The sequence below is a fragment of the Caulobacter sp. GW822-FHT07D08 genome, assembly GCF_058798735.1.
Genome location: NZ_JBXAKU010000001.1, coordinates 1 through 22935 on the forward strand (window position 1 = coordinate 1; position 22935 = coordinate 22935).

A 22935-nucleotide genomic window follows, 5' to 3' on the forward strand; every position below is an offset into this window, starting at 1 on the left:
GGCGCGGCGTCCTCGGCGGCGATGGCCGCGACGGCCTCCGCGGCCGCGACGGTCTCGGGCGAAGGCGGCGGAGCCAGGCGGCGGGCCTGGGCGGCCAGGGCCAGCGAGCCGGCGCCGGTCGCGGCGGTCAGGGCGCCGCCCAGCACCAGGGTCAGGCCCACTCGCAAGGCCGAGGCGCGGCCTCGCGGCTGCAGGATCGCCGACAGGCGCAGGGCGGCCAGGTCGCGGTCGCGGCCGGTGAAGGCCGACTCGAAGGCCAACTTAGGCGAGGGCTGGGCGTTCATCTTCAGGGCCTCGACAAGCACGCGGGCATAGTCGCGGCGGGCCTCGGGGGCGGCGCCGTCCAGGGCGGTCAGGTCGCAGACGGCTTCGCGGGCGGCCAGCATCCGGCCGCGCAGGGCCTTGACCGGCGGGACCAGCCAGAACAGGCCCGCCAGGGCTTCCTCGGCCGGGATGCGCCAGTTGTCGCCACGACGCAGGTGGGCCAGCTCGTGGCCGCAGACCAGCTCCAGCCGGCGGGTGTCGCCGCTCTGCGCCAGCGCCTTGGGCAACAGGATCACCGGGCGGCGGGCGCCGGCGAGCAGCGGTTCGGAGACGGCGTCGCTGATCCGCACGCGCGGCGCGCTGACCCCCAGGCGGGTGGCGCGGAGGCGGACGGCCTCGACCAGGGCACGGTCCTGGCACGGCTCGGCGGCCGCGCGGACCTGGGCCAGGCGACGCCGGCCGCGGTTCCAGCGCCAGCCGCGCGTCAGCAGGCCGGCGGCCGAGAGACCGACCAGGCTCCAGGCCAGGCCGTTGGTCAGGACGGGCGAGGGCGACCAGGTCGGGGCCGCCGCCGCGGGCTGCGCCACGTCGGGCGTCATCTCGACCACGGCCATACGGACCGGACCCGGAACGACCATGGCGGGCGGCGCGACCGGCCGCGGCGCGGCCGGGGCGAAAGTCAGGGCGATGGTCGCGGCCAGGGCGCCGGCCGGCAGGGCGTAGGCCAGGCTCCAGGCGGCGGCGCGCGGGCGCGGGTCGTCGGTCAGGCGCTCGACCAGGCGGCCGAGGCCAAAGCCCAGGGCGCCGACGGGCCAGGCGGCGACCAGGCCCAGGGCGGTGGAGGTCAGCAACGGATGCATCACTTGGACTCCTTGTCGCCTGAGGGCTGGATGGTGTTGAGCAGGGTTTCCAGTTCCTCGATCTCGGTCTCGGACAGGATCTGGCTGCCGGCGAAGGCCGAGGCGGGCAGGCGGCCGTCGATCTCGAGCAGCCCCCGCAGGCGGTTCAGCACGCCGCCGATCACGTCGACCTTGCCCGTCCGGGCCTCATAGACCGCCAGGCCGTGCACCGAGCGACGGACCAGCAGGCCCTTGGCCACCATCCGCTCCAGCACGGTGCGGGTGGTCGAGGCGCTCCAGCCCAGCTCCGGCTCGATCAGGCCTTGCGCCTCGCGGGCGCTCATCGCGCCGCCGCGCCAGAAGGCCTTCAGCACTTCCAGTTCCAGGTCGGAGGGTTCGGTCATGGGGAACGGCTTTCGTGATGTCGTGAGTACGCTACAAATGTAACGCACGCGCGTCAAGCGTGGTGACCAACGTTCTCTAGTGACAAACATGGCGTCTTGATTTACGTATGTACATCTAATTTACGTGCGTGAGTTCAGCTATGGCGACGGATCAGGTTCGTATCGGTAAAATCCCCCTCACAGGGCGTGCGCCAAGCCGCTGGCGCTGGGTGGCGGTGGCCATCGGCTTCGCGGTCCTGATCGGCGTGGGCTTGGCGGTCACGGCGCGCCACGATCGCGCGGTTCAGGCCCAGCGGGACGCCTTCTGGCGAGTCGAGGGCCCGCCCTGCGCGCCACTGGAGCCCCTGACCTTCCGCAGCCTCCGCAAGCTGCCGCAGGCCACGCCCTATGACGACGTGTTGTTCCGGCGTCTGGGCGGGACGATGACCTGCACGCACCTGATCGACCGGACGGGCGGCGCGGCGGCGCGCTATCCGGTGTGCAAGTTCAACGCGCCCGACTATCTGGTCGTGTCGGTCGGAGGCCATGATCGGTTCTACGACCTGACCGGCGGACACTCCGCCGCCGTCGAGGTGCGCGGCGGCCAGGTGCGTTGCGCGGTCATCCCGCCGTTCCGGATGTAGTCGCCCGCTTGCGCATCCCGAATTCTCATAGCAAGCTATATAGCGTGCTATGAATTTGGAGGCGCGCTATGGAAGTCGATCTGCTGGCGGGGTTTGGCGTGGGATTCCTGGGCAGCCGCCTTAAGCGGCTGGCCGAGCGGATGCAGGCCGACGCGGCCGAGGTGGCGCGGTCTTTGGACCTGCCGGTGCAGCCGGCCCAGATGTCGCTGCTGATGACTATCCGCCTGCATGGCCCGATCGCCGTGGGCGAGTTGGCCCAGCGCCTGCGACTGGCCCAGCCGACCGTCACCCGGGCGCTCGGAGCCCTGGAGCGCGACGGCTTCGTCGAGGCCCGCCGTACGCCGGGCGACGGCCGCTCCAAGCGCTTGGCGCTGACGCAAGCGGGCGAGGCGCTGATGGTCCGGGTGCAGACCGAGCTTCTGCCGCGCATCGAGCCCGCCGCCGCCGAACTGGTCGAGGGGCTTTCCGGCGACTTCATGCAGGGCCTGGCCAAGGTCGAGGCGCGGCTGGACGCGGCCTCGCTGCTGACGCGGATCCAGACCGCTGGCGTGCCGGCCCTTTGGGCGCGCGACTTCTCCGACGACCTGGCGGAGGCGTTCTACCGGATCAACGCCGAGTGGATTGAGGACATGTTCGTCCTGGAGGACAACGACATCGCCCTGCTGTCGCGGCCGCGCGAGCTGATCCTCGACAAGGGCGGGGTGGTGCTGTTCGCGCAGACGGCCGAGTTGGGCGTGGTCGGGACCTGCGCCCTGATGGTCTCGAAGGACGGCTGGGTGGAACTGACCAAGATGGGCGTCCTGGCCAGCGCCCGGGGCCTGAAGGTCGGCGAGTTCCTGCTGGCCAAGACCCTGGAGCGCGCCGCCAGCCTGGGCATGGACAAGGTCTATCTGCTGACCAATCGCAAGTGCGGGCCGGCCATCCACCTCTACGAGAAGCTGGGCTTCGTCCACGACGCCGAGATCATGGCGATGTTCGGCGCGCGCTATGAACGCTGCGACGTGGCCATGTCGTACCGCCCGCGCGGCTAGGCCTTGGCGAGGACCTTGCGCGCCAGCCAGCGCCGGACCGGCTGGTCATAGAGCTTGAGGCAGGCCCAGGCGATCGCCACCGCCAGCACGAACACCCCGGCCCCGACCAGGGCGCCCTGGGCCGGCCCGACCTTCCTGTCCACGACCCAGCCGGTGTAGATATAGATCAGCGGATAGTGGGTGACGTAGAGCGGGTAGGAGAGGTCGCCGAAGAAGCGGGCGATCCGTACGCTGGGGCCATGCCAATCTCCTTTGGCGACATCCTTCTCGCCCGCGCCGATGGCGACGATCAGCGGGAACAGCAGGATGATGCAGGCTGCCTCGTAGAGGCCGTTCACCCAGCGAAGCTCGCCCATGCCGAAGCGTGGCAGGGACAGGCTGGCGATCAGCAATAGGCTGCACACGGCGAAGGCGTTGGGGACCTTGATCCGCTTGCCCAGGCGCATCAGCAGAACGCCGGCGAAGAACGGGAACATCACCCGCGTCAGGCCGATCTGGACGCCGCTCCTGTCCAGCGCCCAGCCGCCGATCACGTCGCCGCGCGGGCCCAGGACCAGCAGGCCGATCAGCGCCAGCGCCGACGCCGCGACCAGCGCGCCCAGCCAGCGGTTCGACAGCTTCCGCAGGCCCACGGCATAGAGGATGTTGGCGATGTACTCGTAGAACAGCGACCACTGCGGTCCGTTCAGCGGATAGATCTCGCCCCAGCCGCGCGGCTCGGCCGCCGGGGTCATGGGGATCATCACGAAGCCCAGCAGCACCATCACCAGCACCTGCAAGGCGGTGACGGTCGCCAGCTTGGGGAACAGCGACCAGTGCTGGAAGCCCAGCAGGGCCGCGCCGATCAGCGCGCCGACGATGATCATCGGCTGCAGGCGGACCAGGCGGCGCTTGTAGAATTGCCAGACGCTCATGCCGCCCCAGTGGTCGTCATAGGCGTAGGCGACCACGAAGCCCGACAGCAGGAAGAAGAAGTCCACCGCCAGGTAGCCGTGATTGATGATCTGCCGTTCCGGGTCGCCGCCGGCGTGGGCCTCGAACAGGTGGAACAGCACCACCATCAGGGCGGCGACGCCCCGCAGTCCATCGAGGATGACGTAGTGGCTCTTGGCGGGCGCGGTGGCGTCGGTCGAGGTCGCGGCGGCGTCGGAACTCATGCGCGATCAGGGCCTCCCCGCCCCTTTTCAGTATTGGGCGGGAGGCTTGCTGTATTCGTCGGCGGACGACAAGGGGGTTTTCGAATTTGTCCCTAGGACAAATTCAAGGATCACTTCGCCGGCTTGCGCGTGAACGCGACCTTGTCGTCGCGCAGGATCAGGGCGCCGTGGTCGGGATCGCTGAACACGATCCTCAGATCCTGGGCGGTGATGAAGAAACTGCTGGGCGTGTCCGGAAACAGCGGGTCGACGACGCCGGTCCAGATGTCGGCCGCCAGCCGATCGCCATCGCGACGGATCGTGAAGTCGCCGGCCTCGCCGATCGTGAAGGTCCCGACGAACTTGGCCTGCTCGGCCATCGGCGCCGGAATGACGGGACGTTCGATGGGGTGATAGTCGGGCCAGCCATATTCGATCGCGACGGCGCGGACGATCGCCTCGCTGAGCTGGTAGCCCTGGTCGCCGTTGGTCAGCACGACGACGCCGTCGCCGGTGTCGGGATAGGCCAGGATCACCGCCTTGTACCCGGCGTTGGACCCGTTGTGATAGAAGTACTTGCGCGCCGTGGCGCCCTGGACCGACAGGCCAAGGCCATAGCCCGACTTCACCGGCGTCAGCATCTCGCGAGCGGTCTTGGGCGACAGGACGTGGCCGCTCTCGCCGTTCGCCGACTTCGCCAGGTCGATCACGAACTTGGCCAGGTCGTTGGCGGTGGTCCACAGGCCGGCGGCGGCCATTTCCGGATAGGTGTGGGGACCGCCCGCGACGGGCGCGCCCTTGGTGTCGTGCGGCCAAGCCGCGTGGGCCGCGCGCGCGGCGTCCAGCGGCTGGTCCTCGGTGCTGCGGGTCATGCCGATCGGCGCGAACACCTTGTCGCGGACGACGACGGGGAAGGTCTGGCCCGTGGCGTCGATCATCATCTGCTGGGCGATCGAATAGCCCCCGCCGGAATAGCGATAAGCGCTTCCCACGGCCTGATCGACGACGACGGGGGCGGAGTTGGCCGGCGCTGTGCCGCTCAGCACCTGGGGAAGGGTGGGGACGGGCGCGCCGGCCGCGTAGCCGGCGAAGCCATGCACACTGGTTCCGGCCGTGTGCGACAGCAGCGCGCGCAGGGTGACCGGCGTGGTCGCGGTGAAGGGGCTGGCCGGCAGGGTCCAGCTCTTGAGGGTCTTGTTGACGTCGGTGTCCAGCGACAGTCGGCCGTCCTGGACCACGGCCAGGGCCGCCATGGCGGCGACCGGCTTGCTGACCGAACCGGCCTGAAACAGGGTGTCGGCGGTGACCGGTTCGCCGCCCTGGCGGGTGACGCCGAAGCCGCGCGCCCACTCGACCTTGCCGCCCCGGATCACCGCGATGGCGACGCCCGGCACGTGCAGGGCCGCCATCTGGTTTTCGAGCGTACGCCTGGCCGGCGGCGCGCCCTTGATCTCGACGGCGGATCGCAGGCCGGTGGTGACGCTTTGGACGCGCTGCTCGACCGTCGGGCTCGCGGCCCAGCTTGGCGCCGCGATGGCGCAGGCGATCGCGAGGATGCCGGCGGGTCTGATGATGGTCATGTGGCGAGCCCCCTTGTGCGGCAAGGAGTTCAGAGGCTCCGGACCGCGAGGGCAACACAACAATCGGTAATGTACGCTCGCGCCTAGTCGACCTTGGCGAGCACCTTCCGGAGCGTCTCGACCATCCGGTCGATGTGCGTCTTCTCCAGGATCAGGGGCGGCGACAGGGCGATGATGTCGCCGGTGACGCGGATCAGCAGGCCTTCGTCGAAGCAGGTCTCGAACGTCTCCATCGCCCGGGCGGTTGGCGCGCCGGCGCGGGGAGCGAGCTCGATGCCGGCGACGAGGCCGAGGTTGCGGATGTCGATGACGTGGCGGGCGTCGGCCAGGCTGTGCAGGGCGTCCTGCCAGTAGGCCTCCATCGACGCGGCGCGATTGAAGAGGTCGTCCTCCTGATAGGTCTCCAGGGTGGCGAGGCCCGCCGCGCAGGCCAGGGGGTGGGCCGAATAGGTGTAGCCGTGGAACAGCTCGATCGGCGCGTCGGCGCCTTCGAGCATCGTGTCGTAGATCTGGGTGGAGGCCGCCACCGCGCCGCACGGGACCGTGGCGTTGGTCAGGCCCTTGGCCAGGCAGATCAGGTCGGGCGTGACGCCGAAGCGGTCGGTGGCGAACGGGGCGGCCAGGCGTCCGAAGCCGGTGATCACCTCGTCGAAGATCAGCAGGATGTCGTGCTTGTCGCAGAGGACCCGCAGGCGCTCCAGATAGCCCTTCGGCGGAACCAGCACGCCGGTGGAGCCGGCCACGGGCTCGACGATCACGGCGGCGATGTTGGAGGCGTCGTGCAGGGCCACGATCCGCTCCAACTCGTCGGCCAGATGGGCGCCATGCTCGGGCTGGCCCTTGGCGAAGTGGTTGCCTGGGACGCCGTGGGTGTGGGGCAGATGGTCGACGCCGGTGAGCAGGGAGCCGAAATACTTGCGGTTGGTCGGGATCCCGCCGACCGAGATGCCGCCGAAGCCGACGCCGTGATAGCCGCGCTCGCGGCCGATCAGCCGGGTCTTGGTCCCCTTGCCTCGGGCGCGGTGGTAGGCCAGGGCGATCTTAAGCGCGGTGTCGACCGACTCCGAACCGCTGTTGGTGAAGAAGATCCGGTCCAGCCCCTTCGGCGTGATCTGCGCCAGGCGCGAGGCGAACTGGAAGGCCAGCGGATGGCCCATGTTGAAGCAGGGCGCGTAGTCCATCTCGGCCGCCTGCTTCTGGATGGCCTCGCGGATCCTCGGGCGATCATGGCCGGCGTTGACGCACCAGAGGCCCGCCGTGGCGTCCAGCACCTCGCGGCCCTCCGGCGTCTTGTAGATCATGCCCTTGGCGGACGAGAGCATCCGGGGATGGGCCTTGAATCGCCGGTTCGGGGTGAACGGCATCCAGAAGGCGTCGAGGTCGTTGGCGCTGGGCATGGCGGGTCCTTCGCGAGAGCCTTGCATTGTGATCGCAATTTGATCTTCTTCGGAAGTGTTCTCTTCCATCCGATCTCCCCGGCGAATGCCGGGGCCCAGATGGAAGAGCGCTGAAGCGCGTTCCAGAAGCGCGGCGCCCATCCCATCAGCATTGACGCTTTGGGATCTGGATCCCGGCGTTCGCCGGGAAGATCGGAAGGAGGTGGAAAAGATGGTTCAGACCCGCCGTCCGCTGGCCGACCAGACCGCCGTTCATGACCAGGTCTATGAGGCCATCCGGCAGGCCCTGATCACTGGCCGGATCGCGCCCGGCAAGGGCGTGTCCCTGCGCAGCCTGGCCGCCGAACTCGGCGTCAGCCCCATGCCGGTGCGCGACGCCGTGCGCCGTCTGGTCGCCGAGCGGGCCCTGGCGATCAATCCGGCCAACAAGCGATTGTCCGTCCCATCGCTGACCGCCGACCGGCTGGAGCAGCTGTCCCTGGCCCGGCTATGGGTCGAGCCGGAGCTGGCGGCCCGCGCCGCGACCCACGCCGACGCCGGCCTGGTTCGCCAGCTGCAGGCGATCGACGCCGATGTCGACGAAGCGCTGCGGCTGGGCGATGTCGACCGCTACATGACCGCCAACCACGCTTTCCACTTCGCCCTCTATGAGCGGGCGGGGGCGGACGTACTGCTGTCGATGGCCGGCGGCCTGTGGCTGCAGGTCGGACCGTTCATGCGGGTGGTGTTCGGCCGGGTGGGGGCCGACGGCCTCATCGCGGATCGCCATGCCGAGGCCATCGACGCCCTGAAGGCTGGCGACGCGGACGGCGCCCGCCGCGCCGTCGCCGCTGACCTGTCCGAGGGCATGGACAAGATGCGCGTCGCGGTAGACGCGGCGAGATAAAGTCGGATGCTTGACACTTCCGGTGGTCCGGCAAACTGTGATCACAATCAGTACGGATATCCCGCGTGACCTTGCCCGCCGACATTGCCGAGCGTCTCGCCCGACTGGAGCTGCCCTGCCTGGCGGTGATCGACGGCGCGCGGGTCGAGGCCGTCACGGGGGCGACCTTCCACAATGTCTCGCCGCGCGACGGCCGGGTGCTGAACCTGGTGACGGCCTGCCAGCCCGAGGACGTGGCCCTGGCCGTGTTCAGCGCCCGCACGGCCTTCGAGGATGGCCGCTGGCGCGACCAGGGCCCGCGCGCCAAGAAGAAGGTGCTGTTCCGCCTGGCCGAACTGATGGAGCGCGACGCCGAGGACCTGGCGCTGCTGGAGAGCCTGGACGTCGGCAAGCCGATCAGTGACGCGCGCAATGTCGATGTGCCGTTGGCGATCAACACCTGCCGCTGGTACGCCGAGGCGCTGGACAAGGTCTATGGCGAGGTCGGGGCCTCGCCGGTCGACCGCCTGAGCTACGCGGTCCATGAGCCGCTGGGCGTGATCGGGGCGATCGTGCCGTGGAACTTCCCGCTGCACATGGCGATGTGGAAGGTCGCGCCCGCGCTCGCCATGGGCAATTCGGTGGTGCTGAAGCCGGCCGAACAGTCGCCGCTGACCGCCCTGAAGCTGGGCGAGCTGGCCCTCGAGGCTGGGCTCCCGGCGGGGGTGCTGAACGTCGTCCCCGGCCTCGGCGGCGTCGCCGGCGAGGCCCTGGCCCTGTCGATGGACGTCGACATGATCGCCTTCACCGGCTCGGGTCCGGTCGGCCGCAAGCTGATGGAATATTCGGCTCGCTCGAACCTCAAGCGGGTCAGCCTGGAGCTGGGCGGCAAGTCGCCCCAGATCGTCTTCGCCGACTGTCCGGACCTGGACGCCGCCGCCCAGGCCGCCGCCTGGGGCGTGTTCTATAACCAGGGCGAGGTCTGCACCGCCGCCTCGCGCCTGCTGGTCGAGGCTTCGATCAAGGACGAATTCCTGGAGAAGGTCGTGGCCGTCGCCAGGGGCATGGTCGTCGGCGATCCGCTGGATCCGGCCACCCAGTTCGGCGCCATGGTCAGCGAGCGGCAGATGAACACCGCGCTGGACTACATCGCCACCGCCGACAGCCAGGGCGCGCGCCGCGTTCTGGGCGGCCAGCGCATCCGCCAGGACAGCGGCGGCTTCTATGTCGAGCCGACCATCTTCGACCGGCTGGACGCCGACCACACCCTGGCCCGTGAGGAGGTGTTCGGGCCGGTGCTGGGGGTGATGAGCTTCAAGTCCGAGGACGAGGCGCTGCAACTGGCCAACGACACCGTCTATGGCCTGGCCGCCGGCCTGTGGACGTCCGACATCAACCGCGCCCTGCGCGGCGCGCGGCGGCTGAAGGCGGGGCTGGTCTGGGTCAATGGCTGGGACGCCTGCGACATCACCATGCCGTTCGGGGGCTTCAAGCAGTCGGGCTTTGGTCGCGACCGCAGCCTTCATGCGTTGCACAAGTACGCCGACCTGAAGTCGGTGTCCGTGACGTTGAGGTAGCCCGCCCATGACCAGTTCTTCCCGCCTGAATCTCGTTGAAACCGAAGCCTTCATCGACGGCCTCTGGATCGAGGGCGACGCGACGTTCGAGGTGCTCAATCCGGCCGACGGGACGGTGATCGCCAACGTGGCCGACCTGGGCGCCGGCGAGACGCGGGTCGCGATCGAGGCCGCGCACCGCGCCTTCCCGATCTGGGCCGCCAAGACCGCCAAGGAGCGTGGGGCGATCCTGCGCAGGTGGAGCGACCTGATGCTCGCCCACGCCGACGACCTGGCGCGGCTGATGACCGCCGAGCAGGGCAAGCCCTTGGCCGAGGCGAAGGGCGAGGTGGCCTATGGCGCGGCGTTCATCGACTGGTTCGCCGACGAGGCCAAGCGCGGCTACGGCCACACCATTCCGACCCCGATGCCCGGCAAGCGGCTGATGTCGATCAAGCAGCCGGTCGGAGTCTGCGCGGCCATCGCGCCGTGGAACTTCCCGATCGCCATGATCACCCGCAAGGTTGGGCCGGCCCTGGCCTCGGGCTGCACGGTGGTGGTGAAGCCCGCCGCCGAGACGCCGCTGTGCGCCCTGGCCATCGCCCGGCTGGCGGTCGAGGCGGGCGTGCCGGCCGGGGTGCTGAACGTCGTCACCGGCAAGGATTCCAGCGCCATCGGCAAGGCGCTGTGCGAGGACGGCCGGGTCCGCAAGCTGTCGTTCACCGGCTCGACCCCGATCGGAAAACTCCTCTACGCCCAATGCGCCGGCACGATGAAGAAGCTCAGCCTGGAGCTGGGCGGCAACGCGCCCTTCATCGTCTTCGACGACGCCGACCTGGAGGCCGCCGTCGACGGCGCGATCGCCAGCAAGTACCGCAACACCGGCCAGACCTGCGTCTGCGCCAACCGGCTGATCGTGCAGGCGGGAATCCACGACGCCTTCGCCGCGCGGCTGGCCGAGAAGGTCGCGGCGCTGAAGGTCGGTCCGGGCACGGGCGACGGGGTCCAGATCGGTCCGCTGATCAACGACAAGGCGCTGTGCAAGGTCGACCGCCTGGTGACCGAGGCGGTCCGCGACGGGGCCAAGGTGCTGACCGGCGGCGACCTGCACGGCCTGGGCGGCCTGTTCTACCAGCCGACGGTGCTGGTCGACGCCACGCCCCAGATGGCGCTGTTCCAGGAGGAGATCTTCGGCCCGGTCGCGCCGATCGTGAAGTTCGAGACGGAAGCCGAGGCCATCGAGCTGGCCAACGCCACGCCGTTCGGCCTGGCGTCCTACTTCTACAGCCGCGATGTCGGCCGCTGCTGGCGGGTGGCCGAGGCGATCGAGGCCGGCATGGTCGGCATCAACGAAGGCCTGATCTCGACCGAGGTCGCGCCGTTCGGCGGGGTCAAGGAGTCGGGCCTGGGCCGCGAGGGTTCGTCCGAGGGTTTGGACGAGTATCTGGAGACCAAATACCTGTGTTTTGGCGGGGTGGGATGAGACAAGCGTCCGCCATCCAAATTTGTCATCCCGGACAAGCGCGTAGCGCGCCGATCCGGGACCGCCAGGAGCTCAGCGTTTCCGGCGGTCCCGGGTCTTCGCCCGGGATGACAGTTTTCATCGAGGCCGCGGGATGATCGCCGACCTCACCCGCTCCCTCTCCGACCTCCTCGCCAGCGAACGCGCCCGCTTCCTCGCCGAGCATCCGCGCTCGATCGCCATGGCCGAGGCGGCGGCCGTCCACTGGCGCGGCGGCGCGCCGATGCACTGGATGAACGACTGGGCCAGCCCCAGCCCGATCTTCGCCGTTCAGGGGGTGGGCGCGCAGGTCACCGACGTGGACGGGAAGTTGTATGACGACTTCTGCCTGGGCGACACGCCCGCGATGTTCGGACACGGCGATCCATCCGTGGCGGCCGCCGTCGCCGACCAGATCCGGCGCGGCGCGGGCTTCATGCTGCCGACCGCCTCGGCCGCGATTGTCGGCAAGCTGCTGGCCGAGCGCTTCGGCCTGCCGCTGTGGCAGACGGCGACCACGGCCAGCGACGCCAACCGCGCGGCGATCCGCTGGGCGCGGGCGGTGACCGGGCGGCCGGTGATCCTGGTGTTCGACGGCTGCTACCACGGCATGGTCGATGACGCCTTCGTGGTGCTGAAGGACGGCGCCCGGGTCATGAAGCCGGGTCTGCTGGGCCAGGTCCACGACCTGACCGCCACCACCTGGGTGGTTCCGTTCAACGACCTGGCGGCCCTGGAGAACGCGCTCGCGTCCGACCAGGTCGCCGCCGTGCTGGCCGAGCCGGTGATGACCAACTGCGGCATGATCCTGCCAGAGCCGGGTTTCCATGACGCGCTGCGCCGGCTGACCCGCGAGGCCGGGACCCTGCTGATCCTCGACGAGACGCATACGATCTCGACCGGCCCCGGCGGCTATACCCGCGCCCACGGGCTGGAGCCCGACATCTTCGTCCTGGGCAAGGCCGTCGCCGGCGGCGTGCCGGCCGCCGTCTGGGGCGTGACCGCCGAGCTGTCGGCGCGGATGGATGAGGCCCAGGCGCGGATCGGTCCGGGCCAGTCCGGCATCGGCACGACGCTGTCGGGCAATGCGCTGGCCATGGCGGCCATGCGGGCCATGCTGTCCGAGGTGATGACCGACGCGGCCTACGCCAAGATACTGGCCGGCGCCGAGCGGCTGGTCGCGGGGCTGAAGGCCGTGATCGCCGCGCGCGCGCTGGCGTGGTCCGTCGCCCATGTCGGCGCCCGCGTCGAACTGGTGTTCGCCGATCCTCCGCCGAAGAACGCCGCCGCGATGCGGAAAGTGCTGGACCATCAGGCGGTGGAAGCGCTGCACTTGTGGCTGATCAACCGGGGCGTCCTGATCGCGCCCTTTCACAACATGATGCTGGTCTCGCCCGTCACTGAAGACGCCGCGATCGACCGGCTGGTCGCGGCCGTTGATGGGTTCGCGGCCGCGATGGGGGAGATGCCTGGATGAACGCTTCAAACATCCGATCTTCCCGGCGAATGCCGGGACCCAGATCCGACTTGAGCTTTTGCCGCGATTGGCGCGTCCCAGCCTTACGATCTGGGCCCCGGCATTCGCCGGGGAAATCGGATTTTGGTGGGGCGCGGGCATGAGCATGGTCGCTGATCTCAAAGAATGCCGCGATTTCCTCGCCGCCAATCCGCAGGTGAAGTTCGTCGAGGTGTTCTTCACCAGCATGACCGGCGTGCCGCGCGGCAAGCGGCTGCGGGTGCATGAGCTGGAAGCCATCTATGAGTACGGCCGCTTCCTGCCCGGCTCGGTGCTGGTGGTCGACACCAACGGCGCCGACTGCGAGGACACCGGCCTGGTGTGGGAGGACGGCGACGCCGACCGCCGCGCGCGGCCCGTGCCCGGCACCCTGACCCTGGCCCCGTGGCTCGGTCCCGACGTCGCCCAGGTCATGCTGTCGATGTACGAGCTGGACGGGACGCCCAACGACCTGGACCCGCGCCACGTGCTGCAAAGGGTGCTGGACCGCTACGCCGCCGACGGCCTGACGCCTGTCGCCGCGTGCGAGCTGGAATACTACCTCGTCGACCTGCAGCGCGGCTCGAACGGCGAGCTGCAACCGGCCAAGTCGATGCAGACCGGCCTGCGCCCCACGGGCATCCAGGTCTATGGCCTGCCCGAGCTGGAGGCCCACGCCCCGTTCCTGCGCGAGCTGTGGGACACCGCCGACGTGCTGGGCGTGCCGCTGGAGGGCGCGATCTCGGAGTTCGCCCCCGGCCAGGTCGAACTGACCCTGAAGCACAAGCCCGACGCCCTGCGCGCGGCCGACGACGCGGTGCTCTACAAGCGCGCCGCCAAGGGCGTCGCTCTGCGTCACGGCTGCGAGGCCACCTTCATGGCCAAGCCGTGGAGCGACCGGGCCGGCAACGGCTTCCACGTCCATCTCAGCGTCAATGACGCCGACGGGAACAACCTGTGCGCCGCCGAGGATCTGGAGGGCTCGCCGCTGCTGAAGCAGGCCATCGCCGGCATGAAGGTGCTGCTGGGCGAAGGCATGGCGATCCTGGCGCCGAACGCCAACAGCTATCGCCGCTTCAAGGCCAACAGTTACGCGCCGGTCGCCCCGACCTGGGGCGTCAACAACCGCACGGTCAGCTTGCGCGTGCCGGCTGGTCCGCCCAAGACCCGCCACGTCGAGCACCGCGTCGCCGGCGCTGATGGCAATCCGTACCTGGTGATGGCGGTCCTGCTGGCCAGCGCCCACCACGGCATCGCCAACAAGCTCGATCCGGGCCCGGCGGTGGTCGGCGACGGCTACGCGGCGGCGGCCAAGGAGAACATCCGGCTGCCGTCCAACTGGTTCGCGGCGGTCGACCTGTTCGAGACGTCCGCCGTGCTGCGCGACTATCTCGGCGACCGCTTCGTGGACATGTTCGTCTCGGTCAAGCGTACCGAACAGGCGCGCTTCTTCGAGGTCGTCACCGAACTCGATTTCGACTGGTACCTCCGCAACGCCTGATGGTGGTGTGGTGAATAGGGTTTCTCCCTTCCCCCTCTGATGGGGGAAGGGTTGGGGATGGGGGTGACAGCGGTTCAGGATGTGGCGCGAACGGAGCGCTACCGGCCGACCGTGTCACCCCCACCCCCGCCCCTCCCCCATCCAAGGGGGAGGGATCCAGATTGTGCGGCGGCCGTCATGTCCGTCATCGGACGTCCTAGAGGGAGATAGGGACCATGAGCAGCATCACTCAGAGAGGCGCGAACCGGCGCTCGCTTCTCACGGCCTTCGGGGCGGCGGCCATCGGCCTGTCGTTCACGGCCTGCGGCGAGAAACCCAAGCCGGCCGGCGCGAACGGCGAAGAGCCCAAGCTGAACTTCTACAACTGGGACACCTATATCGGCGAGACCACGCTGGGCGACTTCAAGAAGGCGACCGGCGTCGACGTGAACATGAGCCTGTTCGCGACCAACGATGAGCTGTTCGCCAAGCTCAAGGCCGGCAATCCGGGCTTCGACGTGATCGTGCCGTCGAACGAGTTCGTCACCCGCATGGGCCAGGCCGGCATGCTCGAGGTGCTGGATCACGCCAAGATCCCGAACATGAAGAACATCGACCCGTCCTTCCTGAACCCGGACTTCGATCCGGGCCGGAAGTACTCGATGCCCTACACCTGGCTGCTGCTGGGCATCGGCTATCGCAAGAGCAAGGTCCAGGGCGTGCCCGACAGCTGGAAGTGGCTGTTCGACAGCGACAAGTACAAGGGTCGCATCGCCCTGCTGTCGGAAAGCGCCGACCTGGTGCGCCTGTCGGCCAAGTATCTGGGCCACAGCGTCAACGACATCCCGGCCGACATGCTGCCGAAGATCGAGCAGATGCTGATCAAGCAGAAGCCGTTCGTGAAGGCCTTCCACGACGACAACGGCCAGGACCTGCTAGTCTCGGGCGAGGTCGACCTGGTGCTGGAATATAACGGCGACATCGCCCAGGTGATGAAGGACGACCCGGACCTCGATTTCGTGGTGCCCAAGGAGGGCTCGTTGATCAACAGCGACACCCTGTGCATCCCCAAGGGTGCGCCGCGTCCGAACAACGCCCACGCCTTCATCAACTACCTGCTGGACGCCCAGGCCGGGGCCGAGATCACCAAGACGATCCTCTACCCGACCCCGAACGCGGCGGCCAAGGCGCTGATGCCGGAGAGCTACCGCAACAACCCGGTGATCTTCCCGCCGGCCGACATCATGGCCAAGTGCGAGTACGGCGCGTTCGAAGGGGCCGAGAAGGCCAGTCAGTACGAGGAAATCATCACGCGGGTGCGGGCGGCTTAGGCCGTAAAAGCTGTCATCCCGGCCAAGCGCGAAGCGCGCCGAGCCGGGACCGCCGGAAGCTCCGTATTTCCGGCGGTCCCGGGTCTCCGCCGCGCTCCGCCCGGGATGACAATCTAGGGAGTGGGGAATGGAACAATCCTGGAAACAGGCCAAGGCCGTTTTCGCCGCCGCGCTGGGACCGCCGCTGGTGTGGTTGGTGGTGTTCTTCCTGGCGCCGATGGCGATCGTCTGGGCCTACAGCTTCGGTCACAACGAGGGCCTGACCGAGATCGCCATCACCGGCACGTTCCACAACTACGCCCGGGCGATCGAGCCGCTGTATCTGAAGATCTTCCTGAAGTCGGCCTGGGTGGCGGGGCTGACCACGGGCCTGTGCCTGGTGCTGGGCTTTCCGGTCGCCCTGGCCATCACCTTCGCGTCCGACAAGGCCAAGACCTGGCTGCTGCTGATGATCATGCTGCCGTTCTGGACGAACCTCCTGATCCGCACCTACGCCCTGATCGCCGTGTTGCGCACCGAGGGCTATATCAATCAGAGCCTGGAATGGCTTTGGAAGGGCGGGGGAGGACTGGCCGCCCTGGTCGGCCTGCAGCCGCTGGGCGACTTCCAGCCGCTGGGGCTGCTGCACAACAATTTCGCGGTGATCCTGGGCCTCGTCTACGTGCACCTGCCGTTCATGGTGCTGCCGCTCTATTCGGCCCTGGACCGGCTGGACAAGTCGCTGCTGGAGGCCAGTCTCGACCTCGGCGCCGGGCACATGCGGACGATCTTCAAGGTGGTCGTGCCCCTGGCCCTGCCGGGCATCGCCTCGGGCGTGCTGATCACCTTCATCCCGGCGCTCGGCGCCTATCTGACCCCGGACCTGCTGGGCGGGCCCGACAGCCAGATGATCGCCAACGTCATCGAGCGCCAGTTCAAGCGCGCCAACGACTGGCCGTTCGGCGCGGCCATGTCGTTCGTGCTGATGTACCTGACCTTCATCGCCATCGCGATCCAGGCGGTGCTGGCGAAGAAGACGCCGGAGGCGAAGGCATGATGGTTCCGTTTCATGATCCCTCCCCCTTGATGGGGGAGGGTAGGGTGGGGGTGATGCGGCGGTTCGGCGCGCGCTACGTCCTGACGCGCTGTCACCCCCATCCCCAACCCTTCCCCCATCCAAGGGGGAAGGGGGAGGTGTTCGCATGACCAAGAAATCGCCTCCCGGTCCGCTCGAATACCTCCGCCGCTGGCCGATGCAGGCCTGGCTGGCGATGGTGGGCATCTTCCTCTACGCGCCGCTGGTCGCCCTGATGGCGTTCAGCTTCAACGACAGCCGGCGCAACATCGTCTGGAAGGGCTTCACGCTCAAATACTACGACAAGCTGTTCAACGACTCCGCCCTCCTGGAAGCGTTCGGCAACAGCCTGACGATCGCGGCGGCCTCGACGGTGATCAGCCTGATCCTCGGCGCCTCGGCGGCCCTGCTGCTGTGGCGCTTCCGCTTCCCGGGCAAGACGGTCCTGGACGGCGCCCTGGCCCTGCCGATCGTGGTGCCCGAGATCTGCATGGGCGTGGCCATGCTGGTGTTCTTCGCCCGGGTCATGCCCTGGCCGCAGGGCCTGCCGTGGCCGCTGAACCTGGGGGCGATCATCATCGCCCACGTGTCGTTCTCGTTCCCGTTCGTGGCGGTGGTGGTGCGCGCCCGCATGGCCAGCTTCAACCGCGAGATGGAGGAGGCGGCCCGCGACCTGGGGGCCGGCGAGTTCCGCACCATCAAGGACGTGATCCTGCCGCACATGGCGCCGTCGCTGGTGGCCGGGGCGCTGCTGGCCTTCACGCTGAGCCTGGACGACTTCGTCATCACCTTCTTCACCGCCGGCCCGGACACGGTGACCTTCCCGGTCAAGGTCTATTCGATGGTCCGCTTCTCGGTCACGCCGGAGGTCAACGCGGCCTCGACGGTGCTGATCGTGCTGACCGTGCTGCTGACCGCGGCGGCGCTGAAACTGCAGGGGGACCCGGCGGCGACTGCCGGTCACGGGACGGGGGATCCGAAATGAGCGCTCGCTTCCTTCCGATCTTCCCGGCGAAAGCCGGGACCCAGATTCAGCCTGAGCTTTGGCCGTACCTGGCGCTTCCCAGTTTTACGATCTGGGCCCCGGCTTTCGCCGGGGAAGTCGGGGTTCTGTGTGTCGGGGGACAAGCCCAGTGAGCCAACCGAAACCCATCATCACCTTCGAGAACGTCACCAAGCGCTTCGGCAAGCTGGCGGCGGTCGACAACGTTTCCCTGACCGTGACCGAGGGCGAGTTCTTCGCCCTGCTGGGCCCGTCGGGCTGCGGCAAGACCACCCTGCTGCGGATGCTGGCCGGCTTCGAGACGCCCACCGAGGGGCGGATCCTGATCGACGGCCAGGACATCTCCAAGGTGCCGCCCAACAAGCGGCCGGTGAACATGGTGTTCCAGTCCTACGCCGTGTTCCCGCACATGAGCGTGGCCGACAACGTCGCCTACGGCCTGGTGGTCGACAAGGTGAGCAAGGCCGAGCGCGACCGCCGCGTCGAGGAGGCGTTGGAACTGGTGCAGCTGGGCGGCTACGGCGACCGCAAGCCCGACCAGCTGTCCGGCGGTCAGCGCCAGCGCGTGGCCCTGGCCAGGGCCCTGGTCAAGCGGCCCCGCGTCTTGCTGCTGGACGAGCCGCTGTCGGCCCTGGACGCCAAGCTGCGCGAGCAGATGCGCACCGAACTCTGCACCCTGCAGGAGAAGGTCGGCATCACCTTCATCATGGTCACCCACGACCAGGACGAGGCCCTGGCCCTGGCGTCGCGTTGCGCGGTGATGAGCCGGGGCGTGCTGCAGCAGGTCGCCACGCCCAGCGATCTCTACGAGTTCCCCAACAGCCGCTTCGTGGCCGACTTCATCGGCAGCGTGAACCTGTTCGAGGGCGTGCTGGCCGTCGACGAGCCCAGCCACGCGGTGATCCGTTCGCCGGACCTGCCGGTCGACATCTTCCTCGACCACGGCGTCACCGGCGCCCGCGGCGGCACGGTCTGGGCGGCGATCCGTCCCGAGAAGATCGAGCTGCACAAGAAGGACGGCGACGAGCCGCCCAACCTCGGCGACTGCCCGAAGGGGACCAACGCCATCGCGGGTGTCATCAAGCATGAGGCCTATCTGGGCGGTCAGTCGACCTATGAGGTGGAGATCGAGGGCGGGCGTCGGATCAAGGTCCAGCGCTCGAACCTGACCCGCTGGGACCAGGAGGACTTCAAGCTGGGCGAGACGGTGTGGCTGTGCTGGCACGCCTGCTCGCCGGCGGTGCTGTTGTCGTGACCTATGCTTAGCCATAACCCGACCTTCCCGGCGAACGCCGGGACCCAGATTCACCCAGAGCGTCGATCGACGTCGCGCCTCCGGACTGCGCCGGCCCATCGGACCTTGGCGCCCTCGATCTGGGCCCCGGCATTCGCCGGGGAAATCGGAGGTCTAGAATGACCACCCGCCCCGTCGCTGGAATCATCTGCTGCACGCGCACCGTCGGGGTGGAGTCGGCCCAGGCGGTGATGAGCCGCTATGTCGAGGCGACCATGGCTCATGGCGACGTCGCGGCGCTGCTGGTCCCGTCCCTGCCGGGCCAGATGCGGGCGGCCGAGGTCGCCGGGCGACTGGACGGGCTGATGCTGACAGGCAGCCCCTCCAATCTCGACCCGGCGCTCTACGGCGAGGAGATCGGCGATGCGCCAGGTCCGTTCGACGCCGCGCGCGATGGCATGACCGCCGACCTGATCAAGGCCATGCTGGACCTCCGCAAGCCGGTGTTCGGGATCTGCCGCGGCTTCCAGGAAATCAATGTCGCGTTCGGCGGGACGCTGCGACGGGACATGGCCGCCAACGCCGACCTGATCGCCCACCACGCGCCGGACGACGTCGATTTCAACGGCATGTTCGACCACACCCACGCCGTGGAGCTGACGCCGGGCGGCGTCCTGGCCCGCGCTTTCGGCGTGGAAGAGGCTGTTGTCAACTCGGTGCACTATCAGGGTGTCGACCGGCTGGGCGAGGGGCTGACCGTCGAGGCGCGCGCGCCCGATGGCGTCGTCGAAGCCTTCTCCGCCACCGTCAACGGCGCGCCGGTGCTGGCCGTCCAGTGGCACCCTGAATGGAAGCCGGCGCAGAACCGGCAGTCGCAGATCTTCTTTGAAATCTTCGGACGCGCCCTCAGAGGCGCGCCGCTCGTCGTGTAAGGCCAGGAGCTTCAAGATGACCGTCCCCATCCGCAACCACGACGTCGCCGAGCTCAAGCGTCTCGACCTCGCCCACCACCTGCCGGCCCAGGCCGATCACAAGGTCCTGTTCGAGCTGGGCGGCAGCCGTGTCGTCACCCGCGCCGACGGGGTCTACATCCAGGACGGTGACGGCCACCGCATTCTGGACGGCATGGCCGGCCTGTGGTGCGTCAATGTCGGCTACGGCCGCACCGAGCTGGCGGAAGCCGCCTACGAGCAGATGCTGGAGCTGCCGTACTACAACACCTTCTTCAAGACGACGACGCCGCCGACCGTGAAGCTGGCGGCCAAGATCGCCGAGAAGATGGGCGGCCATCTGACCCACGTGTTCTTCAACTCGTCGGGCTCGGAGGCCAACGACACGGTCTTCCGCCTGGTCCGCCACTATTGGAAGCTCAAGGGGCAGCCGCAGCGCACCGCCTTCATCAGCCGCTGGAACGCCTATCACGGCTCGACCGTGGCCGGGGTGTCGCTGGGCGGCATGAAGCACATGCATGTGCAGGGCGACCTGCCGATCCCCGGCGTCCACCACGTGATGCAGCCCTATCCGTTCGGCGACGGCTTCGGCGAGGATCCGGCCGCCTTCCGCGACCGCGCCGTCAAGGCCGTCGAGGACAAGATCCTGGAAGTCGGCCCCGAGAACGTCGCGGCCTTCATCGGCGAGCCGGTGCAGGGCGCGGGCGGGGTGATCATCCCGCCGGACGGCTACTGGCCGGCGGTCGAGGCCCTGTGCCGCAAGTACGGGATCCTCCTGGTCTGCGACGAGGTGATCTGCGGCTTCGGGCGCCTCGGCCAGTGGTTCGGCCACCAGCACTACGGGATCAAGCCGGACCTGATCGCCATGGCCAAGGGCCTGTCGTCCGGCTATCTGCCGATCTCGGCCGTCGGGGTCGCCGATCACATCGTCGCCGAGCTGCGCGAAAAGGGCGGCGACTTCATCCACGGCTTTACCTATTCGGGCCACCCGACCTGCGCGGCGGTGGCGCTGAAGAACATCGAGATCCTGGAGCGTGAGAGCCTGGTCGAGCGCACCCGCGACGACACCGGGCCCTACCTGGCCAAGGCGTTGGCCAGCCTGAACGACCATCCGCTGGTGGGCGAGACCCGCTCGCTTGGTTTGATTGGAGCTATCGAGATCGTCCGCGAGAAGGGGACCAACCATCGCTTCCTCGACAAGGAGGGCGAGGCCGGCCCGATCGTGCGTGACCTCTGCATCAAGAACGGCCTGATGGTCCGCGCCATCCGCGACAGCATCGTCTGCTGCCCGCCGCTGATCATCACCCACGCCGAGATCGACAAACTTGTCGCGATCATCCGCCAGTCTCTGACCGAGGCCGAGCCCGTGCTGCGGGCGCTCAAGCCGGAGGCGGTGTCATGAGGTTAGAGCACCGAACTCACCTCCAACACCGCTCATCCCCGCGAAAGCGGGGACCCAAGCTGATGTTCAGTCAGGCGGTGCGGGTGGGGATGAACTCTGGACTCGGCTTGGGTCCCCGCTTTCGCGGGGATGAGCGGATAGAGGGATGGTCTCGCGAGGACCCGTCCGCTCCAAACTACTTTCGCCACGAGTACGGCGTGGGTAGCTGGTTAGGCGTCCCCAAGGATTTCAACCACTCTGCTACGCGCTCGTGCGGAACGACCCGACCGGCCGCGATGTCGGCATCGGCTTCAGCTTCCGCTCGACGTTCAGCTTCGTCTTCCAGTTCGTCGAAGATGTCCGGTTCCGGCTCGTCCATATCTCACGATAGCAGAAGCTGGAGCGCGTCATGAAGCCGAAACACAACAAGGCCAAGCGCGAGACCACGCTCAATCGGGGGGTCTCGTCGCTGGAAGAGGCCCAGGCCTGGTTCGCGCGGCAGAGCATTGAGGAGATCGAGTGCGTGGTGCCCGATCTGGCCGGCGTGGCGCGCGGCAAGATCATGCCGGTGCGCAAGTTCCTCGGCACGCCCTCGATGAACCTGCCGCTGGCGGTGTTCTACCAGACCATCACCGGCGACTTCCCCGAGTTCGAGGGGGCGGTCAGCGCGGTGCAGTCCGACACCGACATCTTCCTGACCCCGGACTTCGCGACCCTGGCCGCCGTGCCGTGGGCCCAGGACCCGACGGCCCAGGTGATCCACGACGCCTTCCATCCCGATGGCCGCCCCGTCGAGGAAGCCCCGCGCCAGGTGCTGCGGCGGGTGCTGGCCCTCTATGCCGAGCAGGGCTGGGTGCCGATCGTGGCGCCGGAGATCGAGTTCTATCTCGTCGACAAGAACACCGACCCGGACTACCCGCTCAAGCCGCCCATCGGCCGCTCCGGCCGGCCCGAGACCGGGCGGCAGGGCTATTCGATCAGCGCGGTCAACGAGTTCGATGCGCTGTTCGAGGACATGTACGAGTACTCCGAACGCCAGGGCCTGGAGATCGACACCCTGATCCACGAAAGCGGCGTGGCCCAGATGGAGATCAACCTCCGCCACGGCAATCCGCTGGAGCTGGCCGACCAGGTGTTCATGTTCAAGCGCACCATCCGTGAGGTGGCGCTGGAGCACGAGATCTACGCCACCTTCATGGCCAAGCCGATGGCCAGCGAGCCGGGCAGCGCCATGCACATCCACCAGTCGATCGTCGACAAGGATGGCCAGAACCTGTTCTCCCACCGCAAGTCGGGCGAGGAGACGGCGCTGTTCCATGGCTTCATCGCGGGGCAGCAGACCTATCTGCCGGCGATCATGGCCATCCTGGCGCCGTACGTGAATTCATATCGCCGGATCGCCAAGGACTCGGGCGCGCCGGTCAACACCCAGTGGGGTTACGACAACCGCACCTGCGGCCTGCGGGTCCCGCCGTCCGGGCCGGAGAACCGCCGGCTGGAGAACCGTATTCCCTCGTCGGACGCCAATCCGTACCTGGCCATCGCGGCCTCGCTGGCGGCGGGCTATCTGGGCATGACCCAGGGGCTGAAGCCGAGCGATCCGGTCGCGACCGACGCCAGCGTGGCGGGCGTGCAGCTGCCGCGCAGCCTGTCGGAGTCGCTCAAGCTGTTCGAGCAGTGCGAGCCGCTGGTCGAGATCCTGGGGCCGATCTTCTGCCAGGCCTATGACCGCGTGAAGCAGGCCGAGTACGAGACCTTCATGCGCACGATCAGTCCGTGGGAGCGGGAGTTCCTGCTGCTGAATGTGTAGG

The 22935-nt window shown here is 68.4% G+C and carries 20 protein-coding genes; 14 read left to right on the plus strand and 6 right to left on the minus strand.

Features of this window, described 5'->3' with window-relative positions; translation table 11 throughout:
* Together AC1RJ9_RS00005 and AC1RJ9_RS00010 are read right to left on the minus strand one after the other, a co-directional pair.
* Nucleotides 1-1124: M56 family metallopeptidase (locus tag AC1RJ9_RS00005; RefSeq protein WP_492881525.1), on the minus strand; the 1124-nt coding region annotated here is incomplete at its 3' end.
* Nucleotides 1124-1507, minus strand: coding sequence for a BlaI/MecI/CopY family transcriptional regulator (locus AC1RJ9_RS00010; protein ID WP_492835900.1), 384 nt, complete (start codon nt 1505-1507; stop codon nt 1124-1126). The genes AC1RJ9_RS00010 and AC1RJ9_RS00005, both read right to left, overlap by 1 nt.
* A gap of 140 nt (nt 1508-1647) precedes the next feature.
* On the opposite strand from AC1RJ9_RS00010, the gene AC1RJ9_RS00015 reads away from it, so the two are divergent.
* Together AC1RJ9_RS00015 and AC1RJ9_RS00020 are read left to right on the plus strand one after the other, a co-directional pair.
* Nucleotides 1648-2130: a hypothetical protein gene (locus AC1RJ9_RS00015; RefSeq protein ID WP_492835898.1), complete on the plus strand. Its 483-nt coding sequence runs from the start codon at nt 1648-1650 to the stop codon at nt 2128-2130.
* A gap of 68 nt (nt 2131-2198) precedes the next feature.
* Entirely contained in the window at nt 2199-3161 is a 963-nt protein-coding gene (locus AC1RJ9_RS00020; protein ID WP_492835896.1) for a bifunctional helix-turn-helix transcriptional regulator/GNAT family N-acetyltransferase, read from the plus strand.
* Here the strand turns inward: AC1RJ9_RS00020 and AC1RJ9_RS00025 are convergent.
* The 3 genes from AC1RJ9_RS00025 to aptA form a co-directional block, all read right to left on the minus strand.
* Nucleotides 3158-4318, minus strand: a complete 1161-nt coding sequence (locus AC1RJ9_RS00025) for an acyltransferase family protein (protein ID WP_492835894.1) — start codon at nt 4316-4318, stop codon at nt 3158-3160. The genes AC1RJ9_RS00020 and AC1RJ9_RS00025 overlap by 4 nt on opposite strands.
* 110 nt (nt 4319-4428) lie before the next feature.
* Nucleotides 4429-5877 carry a serine hydrolase domain-containing protein gene (locus AC1RJ9_RS00030; protein ID WP_492835892.1) on the minus strand — a complete coding sequence of 483 codons (1449 nt, stop codon included), beginning with the start codon at nt 5875-5877 and terminating at the stop codon, nt 4429-4431.
* 83 nt (nt 5878-5960) lie between these two features.
* Nucleotides 5961-7274, minus strand: coding sequence for an omega-aminotransferase AptA (aptA, locus tag AC1RJ9_RS00035; protein WP_492835890.1), 1314 nt, complete (start codon nt 7272-7274; stop codon nt 5961-5963).
* A 211-nt stretch (nt 7275-7485) separates the two neighbouring features.
* On the opposite strand from aptA, the gene AC1RJ9_RS00040 reads away from it, so the two are divergent.
* The 11 genes from AC1RJ9_RS00040 to AC1RJ9_RS00090 all read left to right on the plus strand — a co-directional run bounded on the left by AC1RJ9_RS00040 (nt 7486) and on the right by AC1RJ9_RS00090 (nt 21145).
* Nucleotides 7486-8160 (plus strand): GntR family transcriptional regulator, encoded by a 675-nt coding sequence (locus tag AC1RJ9_RS00040; protein ID WP_492835888.1) that lies wholly within the window; start codon nt 7486-7488, stop codon nt 8158-8160.
* A gap of 56 nt (nt 8161-8216) precedes the next feature.
* On the plus strand, nt 8217-9716 hold the full coding sequence (locus tag AC1RJ9_RS00045; RefSeq protein ID WP_492836113.1) for an aldehyde dehydrogenase: 1500 nt from the start codon (nt 8217-8219) through the stop codon (nt 9714-9716).
* Between the two features lie 7 nt (nt 9717-9723).
* On the plus strand, nt 9724-11178 hold the full coding sequence (locus AC1RJ9_RS00050) for an NAD-dependent succinate-semialdehyde dehydrogenase (RefSeq protein WP_492835886.1): 1455 nt from the start codon (nt 9724-9726) through the stop codon (nt 11176-11178).
* A gap of 133 nt (nt 11179-11311) precedes the next feature.
* Complete coding sequence (locus tag AC1RJ9_RS00055; RefSeq protein WP_492835884.1) at nt 11312-12673, plus strand: aspartate aminotransferase family protein; 1362 nt, start codon at nt 11312-11314, stop codon at nt 12671-12673.
* A 139-nt stretch (nt 12674-12812) separates the two neighbouring features.
* On the plus strand, nt 12813-14192 hold the full coding sequence (locus AC1RJ9_RS00060) for a glutamine synthetase family protein (protein WP_492835882.1): 1380 nt from the start codon (nt 12813-12815) through the stop codon (nt 14190-14192).
* 215 nt (nt 14193-14407) lie between these two features.
* On the plus strand, nt 14408-15502 hold the full coding sequence (locus AC1RJ9_RS00065; RefSeq protein WP_492835880.1) for an ABC transporter substrate-binding protein: 1095 nt from the start codon (nt 14408-14410) through the stop codon (nt 15500-15502).
* Nucleotides 15503-15629: 127 nt separating this feature from the next.
* Nucleotides 15630-16538, plus strand: a complete 909-nt coding sequence (locus tag AC1RJ9_RS00070) for an ABC transporter permease (protein WP_492835878.1) — start codon at nt 15630-15632, stop codon at nt 16536-16538.
* A 145-nt stretch (nt 16539-16683) separates the two neighbouring features.
* The gene (locus AC1RJ9_RS00075) at nt 16684-17541 is read left to right on the plus strand and encodes an ABC transporter permease (RefSeq protein ID WP_492835876.1); all 858 of its coding nucleotides are present in this window, start codon (nt 16684-16686) and stop codon (nt 17539-17541) included.
* A 127-nt stretch (nt 17542-17668) separates the two neighbouring features.
* Nucleotides 17669-18814, plus strand: coding sequence for an ABC transporter ATP-binding protein (locus tag AC1RJ9_RS00080; protein WP_492835874.1), 1146 nt, complete (start codon nt 17669-17671; stop codon nt 18812-18814).
* Between the two features lie 158 nt (nt 18815-18972).
* On the plus strand, nt 18973-19725 hold the full coding sequence (locus AC1RJ9_RS00085; protein WP_492835872.1) for a gamma-glutamyl-gamma-aminobutyrate hydrolase family protein: 753 nt from the start codon (nt 18973-18975) through the stop codon (nt 19723-19725).
* 16 nt (nt 19726-19741) lie between these two features.
* Nucleotides 19742-21145: an aspartate aminotransferase family protein gene (locus AC1RJ9_RS00090; RefSeq protein ID WP_492835870.1), complete on the plus strand. Its 1404-nt coding sequence runs from the start codon at nt 19742-19744 to the stop codon at nt 21143-21145.
* Nucleotides 21146-21320: 175 nt separating this feature from the next.
* Here the strand turns inward: AC1RJ9_RS00090 and AC1RJ9_RS00095 are convergent, their stop codons facing one another.
* A complete protein-coding gene (locus tag AC1RJ9_RS00095) occupies nt 21321-21503 on the minus strand; it encodes an antitoxin (RefSeq protein WP_492835868.1) in 183 nt (60 codons plus the stop codon).
* A gap of 30 nt (nt 21504-21533) precedes the next feature.
* Between AC1RJ9_RS00095 and AC1RJ9_RS00100 the strand changes: the two genes are divergently transcribed.
* Nucleotides 21534-22934: a glutamine synthetase family protein gene (locus AC1RJ9_RS00100; protein WP_492835866.1), complete on the plus strand. Its 1401-nt coding sequence runs from the start codon at nt 21534-21536 to the stop codon at nt 22932-22934.
* Nucleotide 22935: the final 1 nt, after the last annotated feature.